At 35.4% G+C, this 20,138-nt stretch carries 14 protein-coding genes and 1 tRNA gene; 7 read left to right on the top strand and 8 right to left on the bottom strand.

Features of this window, described 5'->3' with window-relative positions; translation table 11 throughout:
* Positions 1-18 precede the first annotated feature (18 nt).
* From ACY651_RS07895 to ACY651_RS07910, 4 genes are read right to left on the bottom strand one after another with little or no spacing between them, the layout of a single operon-like run.
* Entirely contained in the window at positions 19-3,207 is a 3,189-nt protein-coding gene (locus tag ACY651_RS07895; protein WP_462251431.1) for a SusC/RagA family TonB-linked outer membrane protein, read from the bottom strand.
* A gap of 58 nt (positions 3,208-3,265) precedes the next feature.
* Positions 3,266-3,613, bottom strand: a complete 348-nt coding sequence (locus ACY651_RS07900; protein ID WP_462251433.1) for a cupin domain-containing protein — start codon at positions 3,611-3,613, stop codon at positions 3,266-3,268.
* Positions 3,614-3,649: 36 nt separating this feature from the next.
* Positions 3,650-5,848, bottom strand: coding sequence for a heparinase II/III domain-containing protein (locus tag ACY651_RS07905; protein WP_462251435.1), 2,199 nt, complete (start codon positions 5,846-5,848; stop codon positions 3,650-3,652).
* Between the two features lie 20 nt (positions 5,849-5,868).
* Positions 5,869-6,615: an SDR family NAD(P)-dependent oxidoreductase gene (locus ACY651_RS07910; protein ID WP_462251437.1), complete on the bottom strand. Its 747-nt coding sequence runs from the start codon at positions 6,613-6,615 to the stop codon at positions 5,869-5,871.
* Between the two features lie 332 nt (positions 6,616-6,947).
* On the opposite strand from ACY651_RS07910, the gene ACY651_RS07915 reads away from it, so the two are divergent.
* Both ACY651_RS07915 and ACY651_RS07920 read left to right on the top strand, forming a co-directional pair.
* A complete protein-coding gene (locus ACY651_RS07915) occupies positions 6,948-7,979 on the top strand; it encodes a LacI family DNA-binding transcriptional regulator (RefSeq protein ID WP_462251439.1) in 1,032 nt (343 codons plus the stop codon).
* Positions 7,980-7,987: 8 nt separating this feature from the next.
* On the top strand, positions 7,988-10,264 hold the full coding sequence (locus ACY651_RS07920) for a polysaccharide lyase 6 family protein (RefSeq protein ID WP_462251441.1): 2,277 nt from the start codon (positions 7,988-7,990) through the stop codon (positions 10,262-10,264).
* Positions 10,265-10,305: 41 nt separating this feature from the next.
* On the opposite strand, the gene ACY651_RS07925 is transcribed toward ACY651_RS07920, so the two are convergent.
* From ACY651_RS07925 to ACY651_RS07935, 3 genes are all read right to left on the bottom strand, one after another.
* Complete coding sequence (locus ACY651_RS07925) at positions 10,306-10,443, bottom strand: glucuronate isomerase (protein ID WP_462251443.1); 138 nt, start codon at positions 10,441-10,443, stop codon at positions 10,306-10,308.
* 106 nt (positions 10,444-10,549) lie between these two features.
* Positions 10,550-11,329 (bottom strand): site-specific integrase, encoded by a 780-nt coding sequence (locus ACY651_RS07930; RefSeq protein WP_462251445.1) that lies wholly within the window; start codon positions 11,327-11,329, stop codon positions 10,550-10,552.
* Between the two features lie 186 nt (positions 11,330-11,515).
* A tRNA-Asp gene (locus ACY651_RS07935) sits at positions 11,516-11,589 on the bottom strand.
* Between the two features lie 190 nt (positions 11,590-11,779).
* On the opposite strand from ACY651_RS07935, the gene ACY651_RS07940 reads away from it, so the two are divergent.
* The 5 genes from ACY651_RS07940 to ACY651_RS07960 all read left to right on the top strand — a co-directional run bounded on the left by ACY651_RS07940 (position 11,780) and on the right by ACY651_RS07960 (position 19,315).
* Complete coding sequence (locus ACY651_RS07940) at positions 11,780-12,757, top strand: acetyl-CoA carboxylase carboxyltransferase subunit alpha (protein ID WP_462251447.1); 978 nt, start codon at positions 11,780-11,782, stop codon at positions 12,755-12,757.
* A gap of 207 nt (positions 12,758-12,964) precedes the next feature.
* Positions 12,965-13,936: a Gfo/Idh/MocA family protein gene (locus ACY651_RS07945; RefSeq protein ID WP_462251449.1), complete on the top strand. Its 972-nt coding sequence runs from the start codon at positions 12,965-12,967 to the stop codon at positions 13,934-13,936.
* A gap of 63 nt (positions 13,937-13,999) precedes the next feature.
* On the top strand, positions 14,000-15,397 hold the full coding sequence (locus ACY651_RS07950) for a sugar transferase (RefSeq protein ID WP_462251451.1): 1,398 nt from the start codon (positions 14,000-14,002) through the stop codon (positions 15,395-15,397).
* A gap of 121 nt (positions 15,398-15,518) precedes the next feature.
* Entirely contained in the window at positions 15,519-18,374 is a 2,856-nt protein-coding gene (locus ACY651_RS07955) for a M1 family metallopeptidase (RefSeq protein ID WP_462251453.1), read from the top strand.
* The gene (locus tag ACY651_RS07960; RefSeq protein WP_462251455.1) at positions 18,374-19,315 is read left to right on the top strand and encodes a hypothetical protein; all 942 of its coding nucleotides are present in this window, start codon (positions 18,374-18,376) and stop codon (positions 19,313-19,315) included. Before ACY651_RS07955 ends, ACY651_RS07960 begins: the two co-directional genes overlap by 1 nt.
* Here the strand turns inward: ACY651_RS07960 and ACY651_RS07965 are convergent.
* Positions 19,302-20,135 carry a class I SAM-dependent methyltransferase gene (locus ACY651_RS07965; RefSeq protein ID WP_462251457.1) on the bottom strand — a complete coding sequence of 278 codons (834 nt, stop codon included), beginning with the start codon at positions 20,133-20,135 and terminating at the stop codon, positions 19,302-19,304. The two genes, ACY651_RS07960 and ACY651_RS07965, sit on opposite strands and share 14 nt — an antisense overlap.
* Between the last annotated feature and the right edge of the window lie 3 nt (positions 20,136-20,138).

Here is a 20,138-nt window from a genome sequence, read left to right on the forward strand (position 1 = left end):
TATTTTAAAATTGATTTATTAAAAATTAATGTCTAATCCTACCATTAATGTTCTGGGTATAGGGAAAGTTCCCCGTTGATACCCATCAATTAAAACAGAACTGTATGGGCCGTTTTGGAATCTGCCTTCCGGGTTAAGGCTTCTGTAATTAGATGCCATATGGAAATAAAGGTTTTGTGCAGCTACATAAAACCTAAGGCCGTTCAACCCTAATCTTTTAATTACAGAAGGCTGTATTGCATAACTTATATTTACTTCTCTTAATGACCAATAGGATGCGTCTTCAATAACATAGTCGGTTAACATCCAGTTGAAGCCTGTTCCTCTTGTTATGGGTGTTTTTCCATCTCCCGGAAAAGCGGCACTTACCCAGCGGTTTGTATTATAAACTCTCATCAACCTGCCCGATTCATTATAATTAGGATCGCCATTAATGAGTTTTCCGCCCTGGCTTCCCTGGAGGAAAATGCTTACTTCAAACCCTTTGTAACCAAGTTTGTTAGTAACGCCCCAAATAAATTCAGGATATGGATTACCAAGAACAGTTCTGTCGTTATTGTCAAGCTTATTATCTCCATTAATATCTACAATTTTTAATCCGCCAGGTGTAAATACAGCTGGTAAAGTGGAGGTTAACCCTTTTGCTCTTGCATCATCAATTTGGGCTTGAGACATCCAAACTCCATCAGTTTTAAATCCTAAAAATTCTACCAAAGGCTTTCCCACCTGGTTCCTGTAAACTTCAGCCCGCTCTCCCTGATTTAACAAGAAAGCCTCTGATCCTAATTCAATAATTTTATTTTTATTACGTGAAAGATTTGCAGCAGTTGTCCATGTAAAATTCTTTGTTTGAATATTTTTGGTGTTCAGCTCAAGTTCGAATCCGGTATTTTTTAAACTTCCTAAATTATTCCAGTATTGCTGAGCACCAGTAAATGCCATTATGGATTGCTGTAACAGCAATTTTTCTGTTTTTGATTGATAAACATCAAGTGTTAACCCAATTTTGTTTTTAAATAAAGAAACATCTACACCAAAATTGTTTTGAAATGTTCTTTCCCAGGTAATATTTGGATTTGATAATATTGAAGTAGAAGAAATTAATCCCGGGCTGCTGGTACCTGTTGCAGTTCCTAATGGATAGTTTGAGCCATATAATAAATCCAGCCATGCATCCGCTACAATCCTGTTGTTACCCGTAGCCCCATAACTTCCCCTGAATTTAAGGTTGCTTAACCAATCTATATCACTGAGTAATTTTTCTTTGCTGGCTACCCATCCAAATGATATTGCCGGAAAAGTACCCCATTTATTACCCGGGCCAAAATATGAACTACCATCAGTACGTAAACTGGCAGATAATAAATACTTGCTTTTATAAGCATAAGTTACACGGCCTAAAAATGAATTAAGGCCAATTATAGCTTTGGTGCCAAATGTTCTGGCCTTATCAGTTTGTGCAGCACTGGATAATGTTCTGATATCATCACTTGGAAAATCCAGACCGGTGGTTTGTTCTCTTACTATCTCTGTTCTTTCAGTGGTAGCACCTACCAATGCAGTAAAGTCGTGGTTCTTAAAGCTTTTCACATAATTCAAAGTATTTTCTGACAACAAATAGATATTAGAGTTATTACTAAATACTCCAATATTCAAATCGCCATCTCTATTTGCATTTCTTTGAGAAAAACTGAGGCCTTTTGTATAGTTAACGTAACCACTTGCTAAGGATTTAAAATTCAATCCCGGTAAAATATTAATATTTAATTCTACAGCGGATTGTAATCTGTATTCATTCGTATTTATATCAGTTCTGTCAACTTCTGACTTTGGGTTTTGTTGAGCCGACCCACCAGCACTGGCATTGCCAGACCAGGTGCTGCCGTCCGGCATAGTACCAGAGTAATTTAAAGCATTAAAATGTCTTTGATGAGCGTAATCTCCTGCCTTAATATTTGATTGCAGTGGATTTGTTCTTGCAAATGCAGCTGTTACTTCTGTATGACGCACAGGAAGCCATCCGGGCATTCTCCAGAAATTAGTAAAATTTTGTGATGGTGCTTCTCTTTTTGAATAAGAAGGATTTAAATTAACCGACAATTTTACTTTTTTACTGAGTTCAATATCCATCTTGCCCCTCAAATTAAACTTCTCATAATTGCTTTTGTACATCATGCCCTCATCACCCTGGTAGGCAGTTGACAAATAATATTTTACGGCTTTACTACCGCCGGAAACACCAAACTGCAGGTTTTGAAAAGTAGCAGGTCTTAATGACTCTGCCTGCCAATTTACCGCTCCGCCGAGTATTTGATTTTCCAGTATATAAGCGGCCCTTTCACCAGTTGGGACTGTATTAGTTGCCTGGTTTACTGTTGGATCTGTAGCTCTTTTTGCCATTTCTTCAAATAACAGGCTTACGTATTCGCTGTAAGTCATAATATCATAGCGTTTGTAATCTGTTTTCTGGCCAATGCTATATTTAAAATTATACTTGGGTTTGTCGGCAACTCCTTTTTTTGTAGTTACCAAAATAACTCCGCTGGAACCTCTTGAACCATAAATTGCCGCAGATGCAGCATCTTTTAAAACTTCAATTGATTCTACATCAGCCGGATTAATAAAGGCTAAGCCATCGGGTGTAATCTGTCCATCAACAACAACCAATGGCTGGGCTCCTGCATTTATTGAACTAATACCCCTGATACTTATTTTTGGTTCAGCACCAGCTTCTGAAGAAATATTTTGTACCGTAACACCAGCAATTTTTCCCTGGAGTGCCTGGTCCAATCTAGAAACAGGAGTTTCATCTATGCGGTCGTTTTTGTACTTAGAAACAGCACCAGAAATATTAGATCTTTTTTGAGTACCATAACCAATTACCACCACTTCGCTTTGAGTAGTAGCTTCGGATACTAAGGAAACATCAATGATTGATTTGTTGTCGATGGAAATGTTTTGTGAAGAAAACCCCACAAAGGAAAAAGCCAAAAATTTAATATTTGGGCCAACAGCAATGGCATAAGTTCCATCCTGCTTAGTTGTGGTGCCGGTTTTATCTTTTCCGGCAACAATGGAAACGCCACTGAGTGGATTACCAGTTGCCAGGTCAATCACCTTGCCGGTGATTTCCTTTTTTTGTGCAGATGCAAACCCGGCCAATAAAATGAAAGGCAGCATTAATAGCAAAAATCGTAATTGTTTCATAACAGCAGTTTTTTTAAATCGTTATTAGTTTTAGACCTTTATTATAAATGAATAGTATTTACTTCATAAAATCTTCTCTCATCGGGCTAAACACATCAATCAATACACCGGCTTCAATACATACAGCACCATGCAACACATTAGGTGGGATGTAAAACCCATCTCCGGTTTTAAGAATTTGTTTTTCACCATCAATCTCCACTTCAAAAACACCGCTTTCCACGTGTGTTATTTGTGTGTGATGATGCTGGTGAACCGAACCAATACCGCCAGCTTCAAATGCCACTTTTACCAGCATCAAACGTTCATCATAACTCATAATTTTTCGTTTAACACCTGCTCCTACCTGCTCCCAGGCTATATCATCATCCTTAATAAATGTATTTACCACTTCGTTTGTATTCATAAACTTTGTTTTTAATTAACAAATCTGTTTTCCAATTTATTTCAATCCTTTTCCATCGTACAAAAGTGAATAAGGGCCCGTCCACTCAATTTTTTCATTTGTAAGATTCAAAGAATGTTTTTTTGTTTTTTCAAAATCTTTGTTGCTCTGTGCTATCATTATTTTTTTCCCTGCAACTATAATTTCAGCTACTGTAAAATCACTATTGTTTAATAATAATTTTATTTCTTGTACAGCAGGATATGCATTGGTGGAAAACTCATAGATAGGATCATACTTTCCGTGTATTTCTATAACACTGATAAATGCCTGGTCTTTTCCTTTCTTCCTGATAATATAAGCCGGCTCCCGCCTGATGTTGAAATTTGGGTCGTTTGCTCCTGAACGGGTAAAGAAAATTTTTGCTGAATCCTGTACCAGGGAAGAAACCGTATAATAGATATGGCTGTTTAAAAAAGTAAACTGAACGGTTGTGTCAGCTACTGTAGCTTCTGCTTCTTTCCAGATAAACTGGTAACCGTTTTTTAAACCGAGTGTTTCCTGTTTTTTAGTATTAGCGGTATACTTAAATGAAGGATTGATGAACTGACCATTGTATTGAAAGGGCAGGTCGTATTGATGTTCATCTGAAGATGTTGCATTATAAATATCAACCACTAATTTTTTTTCGTCAGGTAATTGCAACATATATACAGTACGTTGCAAGCCGATTCTTTGATAGGCATTATTTTCTTTAGCGGATACCACTAATACTGATGGATTACTAATAGCTGAAAATAATTTTTGTGCATGTGATTTTTCACCCAATTCGCTATTACCATTAAAATGACTGGTTTCATCAACAACAATGGTATTATGTGCAATTGTTTGCGCAGCATAAGCTGCATTTTCAGGAAGATAACGGCCACCATATTTTTGTTCAATACCAATAAACCGGGCAGAACCATAATCCTGTAAAATTTCATTGCCCTTATCAAAAAGGTTGATATTCAATCTGTCAAAATGGCCATGCCCCATTCCTTGTGAGGCATATTTAAAAATCAAACTGGTTAAAGTATTACCACTTCCATTTCTTAACACACTTATACCGCCTTCATTTCCTTTTACACCATCAGTACTTTCAATGGTCTTGTACGGATAGAATGCGGTAATACTCTTTTTTGTTGCTAATGCCGCTGCAATAGAAGAACCGCCTTTATTAAGCATTACCCTGTTTTGCTTATTTGCAATAGTTAGTAATCCATCGTCATTACCATATACTTTCCAGGCAATATTTATTGCCGTAACTATTTCATTGGTAGTATAATCTTTGTCCTTTATGGCATCATTCATTGGAAAAAAAACACCATCCGTGTTTGTTTGCTGCAAACAGGTCATCAATGCCTTTTGCAAAATTTTATTTCGATGCTCAAATATTTTTAAAGAAGGATTGGTATTATTTAATGCATTTGCAAATAGCATGTAGGGCAAAATAGCATACCGTACATAATAAGGACCTTCCGTGTAGTAACCATCAGGTGAAAAAAGTTGATTCATTTGTGCAATAAAACCTGTCTTGCCATCTTTATCTGAACCTTTTAATGCTATATCAATATACTCCCGGTTATTGCTGGCAATACCAATAATGCCTACACCGGCAGAAGCCCAAACATTATGATTGTGTATACGGTCAAACCATCCTCTTAAATCTTTGGTGAAATAATCTACTTCAGGTTTAAAAGCACCTTCCTCAATTTTCTTTCTATCCGCAACATTGAGTGAATTATAAATAAGGTCATACGCCATGCCTGCATATACCATCCAGTTAGCATCGTTTAATGCCTGCCAGAAAATTCTTCCGGGTGAAGCACTGGTAGCCTGGGGATGATTTTTTAAAGTGGGATTCAGCACAGCATATTTCAGCAACATATTCTTTACTAATGCTGCATATTTAATATCCCCTGTAAGATTATATAAAATACCGCCGTTAAACATCAGCGTATAATTTGCCTTATGCTTATCATGAGTGTAACCACCGGCAGGGTCTTTTGGAAAAGGCACATCAACATCTTTACCTACAAATCCGTCAACTTCTTTTTTAATTTCATTGTACGAGTGTGTAAGAACCGGGAAAGCGCCTACCTTCTTTTTTACTTCAGCTGCTTCTGACTTTGTAAAAAAAGTAACAGGATGTTGCTGTGCATTAGAGAACACAGAAACAAATAATAAAACTGTTAATATTGGCAATCGCAGCATCCTTATATTTTAATTCCGCTTTAAGAGAAATAAGTTCCGCCATTAATTTCCACACTCTCTCCATTAATAAATGAAGAAGCATCACTGGCCAGATACAAAACAAGGTCACCAACTTCTTCCGCTTTACCTTCTCTTCTTAAAGGAGTGGCTGCAGCAACATTTGTTCTAACTTCAGGTTTGGTAAATGTGTTATGAAAAGTAGTGTTAATCATTCCGGGAGAAACACAATTAACCCTGATGCCTTTAGGCCCCAGTTCTTTGGCAAGCCCTCTTGTTAATGTAAGCACACCGCCTTTAGCAGCTGCATATGCTGCGCCTCCAAATCCACCACCATCTCTTGCAGCTTGTGATGAAAAATTTACAATAGCACCGCCATCTGTCATATACGGCACCACTTCTTTTGTAACCAGGTAAACCGATTTAAGGTTTACATTCATCACCGCATCCCAAAAGTCTTCGTCAATATCTGCCAAAACTTTACGGCCCATTAAGCCACCGGCAACATTTACCAAAATATGAATGGTATTTCCATAAGCTGCAACACATTCCCCCACCATTTTTTTTACATCTTCTGCTTTTGTTACATCGCCATAAACAGCAATAGCATTTCCTCCAGCCTCATTTATTAATTGTATAGTTTCATCAGCCAGAGATTTGTTGCCAAAATAATTAACACAAACTTTTACTCCTGCAGCTGCAAGTTTTAATGAAACCTGCCGGCCAATATCTCTCGACCCCCCGGTTACTATTGCTACTTTACCTTTCATGACGTTAGAGAATTTTTTATAAGCTAAAAATTATTGTGTGGAAAGAAGCTGTATTACAGAGTGTATAGCTACAATTTTATCATTAGTAATAACATCAACTGATTTAAAACAGCAAGTTTCGCCTTGTAATATTAAGTGGCAATAATCAGTATCCTTTTTTTTAGCTCATTTTAATATTGTAAATATTCCGGCTATTTGTTAGACAATTTTCTCAATAAATGCTAATGCATTGATAAAATACTAAATTATATACTCCGATAACGATACCGGTAACGATACCGGTATTCTCGTAATGTTTTAAACAGTAGCTTTACTCTTCAAACGATTTGCTAATGGATAAGCCGGCTACCATAAAAGATATTGCCAGGAAATTAAACATTTCTATCTCTACTGTTTCAAGGGCGATGAGAAATGCAGCTGATGTAAATAGTGATACCAAAAAAGCTGTAATGGCATTATCCGAAGAACTAAATTATCAACCCAACAGACTGGCACTTGGCCTAAAACAAAAACAAACACATACCATTGGCGTAATTGTCCCTAACCTCGATTATGTTTTATCTATGATGGTAAGAGGGATTGATGAGGTGGCATTAGAAGCAGGATATACTGTAATGGTATGCCAGAGCAATGAGTCATTCGGAAGAGAAATTGTAAATACAAGGCGATTGCTGGAAAGTCTGGTTGATGGTTTTATTATCTCCGTCTCCAGTGAAACTAAGTCATTTGAACACTTCAAAAAGATTCAGGAAAGAAATATTCCCATGGTGGTGTTTGACCGTGTTACACCTGACCTGGTTGCCCCGAGTGTAAGACTGGATAATGAAAATGGTGGTTTTATTGCTACCGAACATTTACTGGAACAGGGCTATAAACGCATAGCCATTTTGGCCGGTCCAAAAAATTTAGGTATCAGCAACAGCCGTATGGATGGTTATTTAAATGCTTTGAAAAAATACAAAATCAAAAAAGATGATGACCTGATTATTCATTGTGATTTTAACCAGGATTATGCATTTTTTGCCACACAGGAGTTATTAGCAATAAAAAAAAGACCTGATGCCATTTTCACCATCAGCGACAGGATGGCCATTGGTGCCATGCTGGCCATTAAAAAAAAGGGATTAAAAATGCCAGAGGATATAGGCTTAGTGGGTTTTAATAATGAACCTGTTGTAAGTCTTGTTACACCTCAAATATCCAGTGTTGACATGTCGTCTTTTGAATTGGGAAAGGCAGCAGCAAAACTATTTATAGAAACCATGCACCATCAGGAAGACATGAGTAACGCAGAACAAATTTTAAAGCCTAAACTATTCATAAGAGAATCTTCACAAAAAATATTACCTAAAATTACCCGTTAAAATAAACTATGTTACTAAGAATCTTATTCCTCAACTTTTCGCTTTTAGTGAGTATAATTTCACTGGCTAAAACTATTGTGGTAAAAAACCAGGAAGAACTTGCAAGAGCAAATAAAGAAGCAAAACCAGGTGATTTAGTTATACTGCAAAATGGAGAATGGAACAATGTAATCTTAGCGTTGAATTGCAATGGCACAAAAGAACAGCCCATTTACTTTAAAGCACAAACACCCGGAAAAGTTTTAATCACTGGTAATTCAAAACTAAAAATTGGCGGAAACTATATTATAGTTGATGGCCTTTACTTTACTAATGGGTATTCTGATGCAGAGTCTGTTATAACATTCAGAAACAATAGTGATGAAATAGCCAATAACTGCAGGGTAACAAATACAGTTATCAATGATTTTAATAACCCAAAAAGATTAGATGCTAATTACTGGATATCTTTTTATGGTAAAAAAAACCGGCTTGACCATTGCAGTTTTTTAAATAAAAAAAATTTAGGCGTATTGCTGGCAGTTATACTGGATGATGAAAGAAGCAGGGAAAATTTTCATTTGATTGACCATAATTATTTTGGGTTGCGGATACCTCTTGCATCCAATGCCGGTGAAATTATAAGAGTAGGCGTATCTGAACATTGCCAGTTTAATTCCAACACACAAATTATTGACAATTATTTTGAACATTGTGATGGCGAAACAGAAATCATATCTATCAAATCCTGCAAAAATATTATACGCAATAATTTGTTTAAAGAATGCCAGGGAAGCGTTGTACTTCGCCACGGCAATTTTAACACTGTAGAAAGTAATATTTTTTTTGGTAATAATAAAGAAGGCACCGGCGGTGTAAGAATTATAAATAAAGGGCAATGGGTGGTAAATAATTTATTTTATAAATGCCGTGGCGTAGGTTTCCGTTCACCTATGTCGATAATGAATGGCATTCCAAATTCTCCTGCAAACAGATATCTTGAAGTTTCAGAGGCAGTAGTTAGTAATAATAGTTTCTATGAATGTACTCCCATAAGTTTTTGTGAGGGAAGTGATTCTGAAAGAACGGTGCAACCGTATAATGTAAAATTTCTAAATAATCTTTTTTACAACTCGAAAGACAAGCAACTTTATAATATTTATGATGATTGCAGCAGAATTAGTTTTACGGGAAATTTAGTGAGTGAAGCAATACAACAGGAGTTGACTGATGGTTTTTTTAAAACTTTAATTACCACAAAAAATACAGCTAATTTAGTTGTTCCGGTGGCTGGAATTAATTTAACCACCCCTGTCCCGGACTCATTAAAATCAATAGGAAAATTAAGACTCGCCAATGCACTTGATTCAAAACAAGGTTTGTCAGATATTAATCAACTGCAGAAAATAATTAATAATGCAAGTAATGCTTGTGGAGCAAAATGGTTCAGTCAAAAAAATAAAATCACAAAAACAGTAAGTGTAAATTGCAAAACAGCCGCTGAGGTTATTCAACAAATCAACTGCATCACTAAAAATAAACTGATCATCAATCTAACCGGGAGCGAATACGGTTTCAGTACGCCTTTAAATATTAATAATGATGTATTGATAACAACATCACAAAAGCAAATGATTAAATTTTATTTATCAGATTCTAATGTAGATTATTTTATTCAGATAAAAGCTGGGACTAAATTGATGCTTAGCAACATTGCACTTGACCTTACATCTTCTACAGCTAAAAAAATTATCACTACAGATACTTCCGGCAGTAGCAATCATTGCAATTTTTCAATGAGCAATTGCAGTATAAGCAATAGTAATGGCACTTTCTTCAATGCTGCCAGATCAAGTGTATCTGACAGTATTCTTATAAATAATTGCAGTTTTAAAAATGGCACAGGCGATGTTTTTAAATTTATTGAGGAAACAGATAATAAGGGATATTATAATGTGGAGAAATTAAAAATAACAAACTGCACATTCGCCGATTATAAAGGAGAAATTTTAGGAATGCTGCGAAGCGGAAGAGATGAAAGTACCATGGGGCCGCTCCTTATTTTTTCAAATAATAAATTAACCAATTGTTTTACAAAGAAAGATCCATCATTAATAAATATTTATGGGGTACAACGTTCTTATATTGAAAAAAATTCATTTATCAATACTAATACTGGTAAAACATTGATACTTTTTGAAGACGCAGTAAGGGCAGTACATATTTTAAGAAACAATGAAATGATTAAATCAGGAATTATTGTTACCGATAAATTTGTAAACTCTGAAAACAATACCATTCATTAAAAAAATTGAAATATTTTTTTGCATTTTGATAACAGATGTCTTCAATTATTTTTCCAACCTGTGCCCTCATCATCAGGCAATTCTCCGTTTTCTATTTCTTCGCCAAACATGTTACATAATATCCTCCTAAAATAGTCATGTCGTGGATAGCTCATAAAACTTCTGCTATCGGTAAGCATTCCAACATTTTCAGATAAGTTAAAAATATGCTGCTATTTCCCGAAATATAAAATCCTTTTACCAGTTAATAACTATTATTGGTTGACTTTAAAAAATTCAATTGTGCTAAATTATTTTAGTCAAACTGGTAGCTTGTTTTTTTGTTTGAAATTTTTCTCTCAAAATTTTCATATCATCACTTACTTTTCTATCTAAAATATTTGCATAATGCTGTGTGCTTTTAATGCTTCTGTGGCCAAGCATCTTGCTTACACTTTCAATTGAAACACCGTTTGTAAGTGTAACCGTTGTGGCGAATGTGTGCCGGGCAATGCGAAAAGCGAGTTCTTTAGTGATACCGCATACATCAGTAATTTCTTTTAAGTAACTATTCATTTTTCGATTGCTGAGTACTGGCAGCAAACTCTTTTCATTGATACACTGGGGATGATTTTTATATTTATCCAAAACACTCTCTGCCATTGGCAGCAAAGGAATATTACTTTGTGTATCAGTTTTTTGTCTGCTTATAAAAATCCATTTTTCGCCATCAATGCCCAGGCTAATATTATTTCGGGTTAGCTGTTTTACATCTATGTAAGCCAACCCTGTGTAGCAACTAAATAAGAAATCTCTCACCTGGCCGAGCCTCTCAATACTAAATTCTTTTGCTGCAATTGCATCAATTTCGTCCTGTGAAAGAAATGCTCTTACTACTTCTTTAAACTTTGATTTATAATTTACAAAAGGATCTTTATCCAACCAGTTATTTGAAATACAAATGCGGATGATTTTGCCAAAATTCTTTACATATTTAACTGCTGAATTTACTGTTTTGCATGCTGTGGTGACCTTAAAAAAGTTAACAAAATTAGACTTGCTACCATCAGCAAACAAGATGTTCAAATTATGAACACCTTACCAGTAAAGCATTTTAGTAAAAATTGGTGAGTAAATTTTGAAGAAAGTTTACTCACCGAATAACTCACCAGCATTTTGATTTCTGATGAATATTTTGCATAATGCCAAAACTAAAAAGCCTGCAAAATCGTTGATTTTGCAGGCTTTTGGTGAGAATTGATATTCTAAAAGCGGACCGGACGGGACTCGAACCCGCGACCTCTGCCGTGACAGGGCAGCATTCTAACCAACTGAACTACCGATCCAACTACCCAAACCCTGAGTTTAAAATTAAGATTTAATTTCACCCTCCTTTTTTGGGAGGGCAAAGATAGGTTTTTGATTTTCCCGTACCAAAACTTTTATTAAAATATTGTATTCCCTAATTTTACAGTCTATCTTACAATAAAAATGATTGCCAGTAATCTATATCGTAAACCAAATAGTAAAAATTAAATGCCTGAACTTAAAAACCGACAGTTTCTCGATTTTGAAAAGCCTGTAAAAGATTTGTACGACCAGATTGAAGTACAAAAGGCCAGCGCTGAAAAAAGCAAGATTGATTTAAGTGATACCATTACCAAACTGGAACAAAAAATTACAGAAACTAAAAGAGAATTAACTGATAATCTTACGCCCTGGCAAAAAGTACAGTTAAGCCGTCACCCCGACAGGCCATATACCTTAAAGTACATTGATAAAATGTGTACTAATTTTATTGAATTACACGGCGACAGAAATGTAAAAGATGATAAAGCAATGGTGGGTGGTTTTGCCCAGTTAGATGGCGAAACTGTAATGATTATTGGCCAGCAAAAAGGTATTAATACCAAAATGCGGCAGCTTAGAAATTTTGGTATGGCCAACCCGGAAGGTTACAGAAAAGCATTGCGCCTGATGCGGTTGGCAGAAAAATTTAATAAACCTGTTATTACATTAATTGATACTCCCGGTGCCTACCCCGGATTGGAAGCTGAAGAAAGAGGACAGGGTGAAGCCATTGCCCGAAATATTTATGAAATGATACGCCTGAAAGTGCCGGTGATTTGTGTGATTATTGGCGAAGGCGCAAGTGGTGGTGCATTAGGCATTGGTGTAGGTGATAAAGTTTTTATGCTGGAGAATACCTGGTACACTGTAATTTCTCCGGAAAGTTGCAGCAGTATTTTGTGGCGTACCTGGGATAAAAAAGAAACTGCAGCAGAACAATTAAAATTAACTGCCGAAAATATGATTGAATTTGGTTTGGTAGATGGAAAAATACCAGAACCACTTGGCGGTGCCCACTGGGATTATGATGAAGCTGCACAAATTTTAAAGCAACATTTATTACCTGTTATTGCTGAACTTAAAAAAATTCCTGCACAGGAAAGAATAAACCAGCGGATTGAAAAATTTGGCAAGATGGGGTTTTGGCAGGAAACCGGTGTTTAAAAAGATTTATTATAAAGGAGTCTTCGTACAGGAAGACTTTTGTTTTTATAATACTGCAGAAAGTAAATGCCAGATACGCTTAGATAAAAGTTGAATAAAGTTATAGTGTTGAAGAGTGCGACGCCAATGAAGTTGAATAAAGAAATATCGCTGGTTACAAAAAAATATTTCTGCTGCTAAAAAATATTTGCTAAAAGAAAAAATACTATGTTAAAAGTTGGAGTTATTGGTACGGGGCATTTAGGAAAATTCCATTTGAATAACTGGGCCGAAATTGAAGGCATACAATTAATTGGCTTTTGTGATACTGATGACGCTAATGCAAAATTGGTTAGCGAAAAATATAATTTACCAAGGTATGATGATGCTGAAAAATTAATTGACGATTGTGATATTGTAGATATTGTGGCGCCAACAGTTTTTCATTTTGAATTATGTGAAGCTGCAATAAAAAAAGGCAAACATGTATTTGTAGAAAAGCCTTTGGCCAATACAATGGACGAAGCAAGAGAACTGGTAAAGCTTGCCAAAGAAGCAAATATAAAATTTCAGGTAGGCCATGTAGAAAGGTTTAACCCTGCGTTTTTATCATTAAAAGAATACAACCTGCAGCCGATGTTTATTGAAGTACACAGGCTGGCACAGTTCAACCCCCGGGGTACTGATGTGAGTGTGATTTTAGATTTAATGATACATGATATTGATATTATTTTAAGCCTGGTAAAAAGTAATGTAAATTATATTAGTGCCAACGGTGTAGCTGTAATGAGCGATACGCCTGATATTGCCAACGTAAGAATTGAATTTGATAATGGCTGTGTGGCCAACCTTACCAGCAGCCGCATATCGATGAAAAAAATGCGGAAGATGCGGCTGTTTCAAAAAGATGCTTATATAGGTATTGATTTTTTAGAGAAGAAAACAGAAATAATAAAACTAAATACTCCCGGCGATAAAAATGTTTTTACGTTTGACATTGAAACCAACAGTGGTAAAAAAACTATTGCAATTGCCAGCCCCAATGTAGCAGATGTAAATGCGATAAAAATGGAACTGGAAGAATTTAGAAATGCAATTATAAACAATACCGAAACTCCTGTAAGTGTGGTGGATGGTTTTAGGGCAATGGAAGTGGCACACCAGATACTCGAAAAAATAAGCAAGGCTAACCATAATTAAAATGAGCAGCTAAAATTTAACAACGCTGCATAATTTGTTCTCTAAAATTATTTTTTGTTACAGTTGAAACAACCCCGGATTCATATAGGATGGTATGCAGCAGGCGATTTTATTGCTGCAATTATTGCATGGGTTATTTTTTATTTTGTAAGAAAACAAATTATTGGTGAAGCTCCTGTGGTGGGCAATAAATTTTATTTGGGCTTAGTGCTTTATCCACTTGCATGGATTAGTTTATACCACCTTGGCGGCAGTTATAAAAACATTTATCACAAAAGCAGGTTGATGGAATTTTTAAATACTTTCAACAATTCTTTTATTGGCAGCATCGTAATTCTTTTTTTGTTTTTACTGTACGATTCTAGTAAAGATTACAACATTTACTCTAAAGAATTTTTTTCGCTGCTGGGCATACAGGTGCTGATTACTTTTATTTTTCGCTTATATTTTTTAGCCAGGGCAAAAACTCAGCTGGAAACCGGTTTAGTTTTTTTTAATACACTGATAGTTGGCTCCAGCAGCAATGCAGCAGCTTTATACAATTCCATAATTACTAATAAAGAAAAAACCGGATACAGGATAATGGGTTTTGTAAATACCAATGGCAACAACATTTCTAATTTGCCTGAGGCCATTATAAATTTTGGCAATGCAGAAAATATAACTCAGGTAATTACAGAAAAAAATATTGAAGAAGTAATTATTGCAGTAGAAAAAAAAGAAAGAGAAAAAATTGAAAAGATCTTACAGCAACTGAGCGATAAAAATGTAAACATAAAAATTACACCCGACACGGTTGATATTTTAAGTGGTGCCGTACAAACCAATAATGTGTTGGGTGTGCCGTTAATTGATCTGCACTCGGGGCTACTGGTTTCGTGGCAGCAAAATGTAAAACGTTTACTCGACATTGTGATTTCTATTATTGCAATGGTGCTGCTTTCGCCTTTAATTATTTATACAGCACTGCGTTTAAAAGCATCTTCACGTGGGCCTTTATTTTTTTTTCAGGAAAGAATTGGGTATAAAGGCAACCCGTTTATAATGTATAAATTCAGAAGCATGGTGCAGGATGCTGAAAAAAATGGGCCATTGTTAAGTTTTGATGATGACCCAAGGATTACAAAATGGGGTAAGGTAATGCGCAAGTGGCGCTTAGATGAATTGCCGCAGTTATTAAATATTATTAAAGGCGAAATGAGTTTGGTGGGGCCAAGACCAGAAAGAAAATTTTATATCGATCAGATTATTCAACAGCATCCAGAGTATAATTATTTGTTTAAAGTAAAGCCCGGCCTCAGCAGCTGGGGAATGGTTAAATTTGGTTATGCTTCATCCATTAAAGAAATGATTGAACGCATGCCTTACGATTTAATGTACATTGAAAATATTTCGCTGGCGCTTGATTTTAAAATAATGCTGCACACTATTAAGATTATATTTAGCGGTAAAGGGAAGTAGGGAATTTGGAATTTGGAATTGGTAATTTGGAATTAAGGATTAGGTGTGTAGCACTTCGCAGTTATTATTAAGTTTAATCGAATGAATTGATTTGTTTATTTTTTAAAAAAACATAATTGTTTTGAAAAAATTTTTCTTCTTAATATTATTTTTTTATTCGCAATTGCCCATTGCCCATTGCCAACCCTTCGACAAAGCTCAGGGTGACAATTACTGGCAACAACAGGTAAATTATAAAATTGATGTTGCATTAAATGATACTTCCCATACTTTAGACGGCTATATAAAAATGGATTACTTTAATAATTCACCTGATACTATTTTTTTTATCTGGATACATCTTTGGCCCAATGCTTTTAAAAACGACCGAACCGCTTTTACCGATCAAATGCTGGAAAACGGCAGCACTGCATTTTATTTTTCGGATGATGATAAACGGGGCTATATTAACCGGTTGAATTTTAAAGTAAATACAATTACTGCCAAAACCGAAGATCATCCGCAACACCAGGATATTATTAAATTAATTTTACCCACTCCCCTATTACCAAAAACTAATTGCAAAATAGAAACACCTTTTCATGTAAAAATTCCTGAAAATTTTTCACGGGGCGGACATAACGGGCAGGCTTACCAAATAACACAATGGTATCCTAAGCCTGCGGTGTACGATAAAAAAGGCTGGCATCCCATTCCATATTTAGACCAGGGGGAATTTTACAGTGAGTTTGGCAATTATGAAGTGCAGGTAACATTGCCAAAAAATTATGTAGTTGCTGCAACCGGAGAATTGCAGGAAGCCGATGAAAAAGAATGGTTGCAAAACAGAAAATTATTTACAAGAAATAAGGATAAAAAAGAAAAGCAAAAAACTTCGACTGTCGTATCTGATGAAGAAAACAAAACTTTACATTACATACAAAATAATGTACACGACTTTGCATGGTTTGCCGATAAAACTTTTTCTGTTGCAACGGATACCATACAATTACCATCTGGTAGAATAATAAATGCCTATGCTTTTTATTATGCTGAGAATAAAGAAATATGGGACAACAGCATCGCATTAACTAAACAAGCCATTCTTACTAAAAGCAAATGGATTGGTGAGTATCCATACAATATAGTTAGTGTAGTTGAAGATGAAAAAGAAGGTGGCGGAATGGAATATCCCACCATAACATATTTATCCTCTGGCGGTAGCGAAAAAATGCTTGACTTTGTTATTAATCATGAAGTGGGACACAATTGGTTTTATGGTATTTTAGCCAGCAACGAACGCACACATTCCTGGATGGATGAAGGGATGAATACGCATTATGATAACCGCTATGCATTGCAGTATTATAAAAACACCTCTTACTATATTACATCTAATTCCCCTTTTTTAAAAAAGAGAATGCCGGATGATTTGCAACAACCCATTTTACAAACTATTATCGATGTAAAAAGAGACCAGCCCATTGAAACGGTTTCCGAAAAATTTAGTGAACTTAATTACGGTATGATTGCTTATATAAAAACTGGGCAATGGATGCAGTTATTAGAAAATGAATTAGGCAAAGATGTATTTGACAGTTGCATGAAAGAATATTACCGCCGCTGGAGTTTTAAACATCCTTACCCCGAAGATTTTAAAAAGGTGATGGAAGAAGTGAGTGGGAAAAATTTAGATGCCACTTTTGCTTTACAAAATAAAAAAGGTGCCCTTACAAAAACTGTTGTAAAAAAAGATTTACGCTTTGCATCTTTCTTTAGTTTAAAAGAAACCGATAAACACAATTATATTTTTGCATCTCCGGTAATTGGTGTAAACCTTTATGATAAATTGATGATTGGTGCAGTATTACACAATTACACTTTACCAACAACCAAATTGCAGTTTGTTGCAGTGCCGTTATTTGCTACTGGCAGTAAAAAAATAAATGGCATTGGCAGGGTTAGTTACAGCTGGTATCCTGATAACAGTTTTCAAAAAATTGAAATTGGTTTAAACGGCTCCCGCTTTTCAAGTAACCATAGCTTAGATACCACAGGCAAAAAAATATTTGAAAATTTTTATAAGATAGTGCCGCATGTAAGATTATATTTTAAACATGGTTACCGAAGCAGTATATCAAGCTGGTTAGATGTCCGGTTATTTGCCATTGGCGAAAACGAGTTTGACAATTTCGAATACAAAACAGGCAGCGACAGTACTGTTATATATCCAACACGTTTAAAATCGGCTACACGTTACATTAACCAGCTCACATTTAATATTGATAACAGCCGGGTATTGTATCCTTACAATTTTCAGTTGCAACTGCAACAGGGCGAAGGTTTTTACAGGTTTAATGCAACCGGAAATTATTTTTTCAATTATTCAAAAGGAGGAGGTCTACAGGCACGGATATTTGCTGCAAAATTTGGTTACACGGGTTCAAGAAATAATACTGCATATTTATATCAACCAAAATTACTGGCTGGTAATGGGCAGGAAGATTACACTTACAGCAATTATTTTTTAGGCCGCACTGCCTCGCCAGCTTATGGTAAAATTGCTATAGAAAATGGCGGCATTGCTGCTCAGCAGGTAATGATACAAAATACCGGAGGCCTTAAACTCAGGCTGGATCAATACAGCAGTGTGCAGGGATATTCAGAAAATTGGGTGGCGGCTTTTAATGTAAACAGTACACTGCCCGAAAAATTATTTCCTGTAAAATTACCTTTAAAAATATTTTTTGATGGAGGCTCGTATGCAGAGGCATGGCGTAAAAATGCTTTTACTCCAAAATTTTTGTACACTGCAGGTTTGCAGGTATCACTTTTAAAAAATGTACTGAATATTTATGTGCCGCTGCTTTACAGTAAAGTATTTAAGGAGCAATTAAAAACCGACAAGGAGGCCAACAGGCTCATTAAAAAAATTACTTTCAGTATTGATATTCAAAATTTTTCATTGCGCAAACTGGCTCCCCAAATTCCTTTTTGATGGAAAGCATACAATACCTTTTACATCAGCAAATAAATAAAAAAAAGTGGGATGACTGTATTGACACTGCAGCAAATGATTTGTTATATGCTACCAGTACATATTTAGATTGCATGGCTGTGCAATGGGATGCATTGGTGTTAAATGATTACGAAATGGTAATGCCACTACCCTGTAGAAAAAAATATGGCATCAATTATTTATTTCAGCCTTCTATTACGCCTGCATTGGGGGTTATTGGCAATGGCGTTACTGCAGAAATTATTAATGCATTTCTCCAAGCAATACCCAATAAATTTAAAGTATGGGATATAAGTTTTAACAGCAGCAATAAAATTGCATTTAATAAAGGAACTGTTGTTGCAAGAAATAATTATACTTTAGAACTTAATCATTCTTACAATCAACTCCAGCAAAACTATTCTGAAAATATTAACCGAAATATTGCTAAAGCCATTAAAAGTGGCTGCGTTGTAAAAAAAGAAATTTCGTTTGAAGAAGTAGCAACTATTTGTAAAAAGGAATTTCCCAAATTTACAAATGTAGAAAATGGTTTGTTTGAAAAACTGCATGAAGTTTACAAAGCGTATAAAAACAATGCAGCAACCTACGGTGCTTTTTCAAAAGAAGGTAATTTATTAGCTTCCTGCATTTTTTTGTTTTTTAAAAACAGAACGTATTACTGGCTGGTGGGCAACACGCCGGAAAGTAAACAATACGGAGCTTCGGCATTACTGGTAGATAGTTTTATACAAGACCATGCAGGCAAAAATCTGCTACTCGATTTTGAAGGCAGCGATACAGAAAGTGTTGCAGATTTTTATAAAAAATTTGGAGCAGTTGCAGAGCCATATACCACTTTGTATGTAAACAAACTGCCCTTCCCTTTTAGTTTGGTAAAGCCTTTGCCACGGCATTACAAATTGCTTATTTCAAAATAGAGAGAAAAATTTCATTGGGCTGGATGGCGTTTTTATAATACGCATTCAAATTGTTGTAATCAATCACTTCCACTTTAAAGTCAGCTTTTTGTAACCGGTTGATGTAATCCTGCAGTTGATAAATTCTTATATGGTCTTTTTGTCCGTACAATGCTGATTGTTTTGCAGGATTGTTAATTTCAGGAGTTTCTAAGGTGGTTAAAATTGTTGTTGAATAAGGCACCTGTAAAATTGCCCTGCCACCGGGTTTTAAAACACGATGCATTTCCTGCATCGCTTTTGCATCATCAGGAATATGTTCCAAAATATGATTACCAATAATTACATCAAAACTATTATCAGCAAAGGATAAACGGGTAGCATCTTCATTTTTTATTTTGCCATCAATAATTTTATAAAATAAAGGTTCAATATCTGCAGTAACTACCTCGTTATGTTCTTTTATAAAATTGTAAATATTTTTTTCGGGAGAAAAATGGAGTATTTTTTTATTAGAGATTTTAATTTCATTTTTCAGCAATGCGATAATGAGTCTTTCTCTTGCAGTGCTTAAACAGGCTGGGCATAAAATATTTTCGCCATAACCGGCAATTACTTCATTTGTATTTATTGCATTGGCATTTTCTGCAGTTGGATAATCGGAAACAAATTTACTGTAGGCTGCACCGCAACAATTACAATCAAAGCCTGCTCCTTTATATTTTGCATATTGAATTTTATAATTTACCCGTTTTATACTCGACAAAATATTTCGATAGTTGCCCTGTAAAAAATAATACAGGCCAATTTTTTTTAAAATATTTTTTACAGTTTCTTTCAACGA

This window comes from Ferruginibacter sp., from assembly GCF_031391665.1.
Classification (GTDB): Bacteria; Bacteroidota; Bacteroidia; order Chitinophagales; family Chitinophagaceae; genus Ferruginibacter.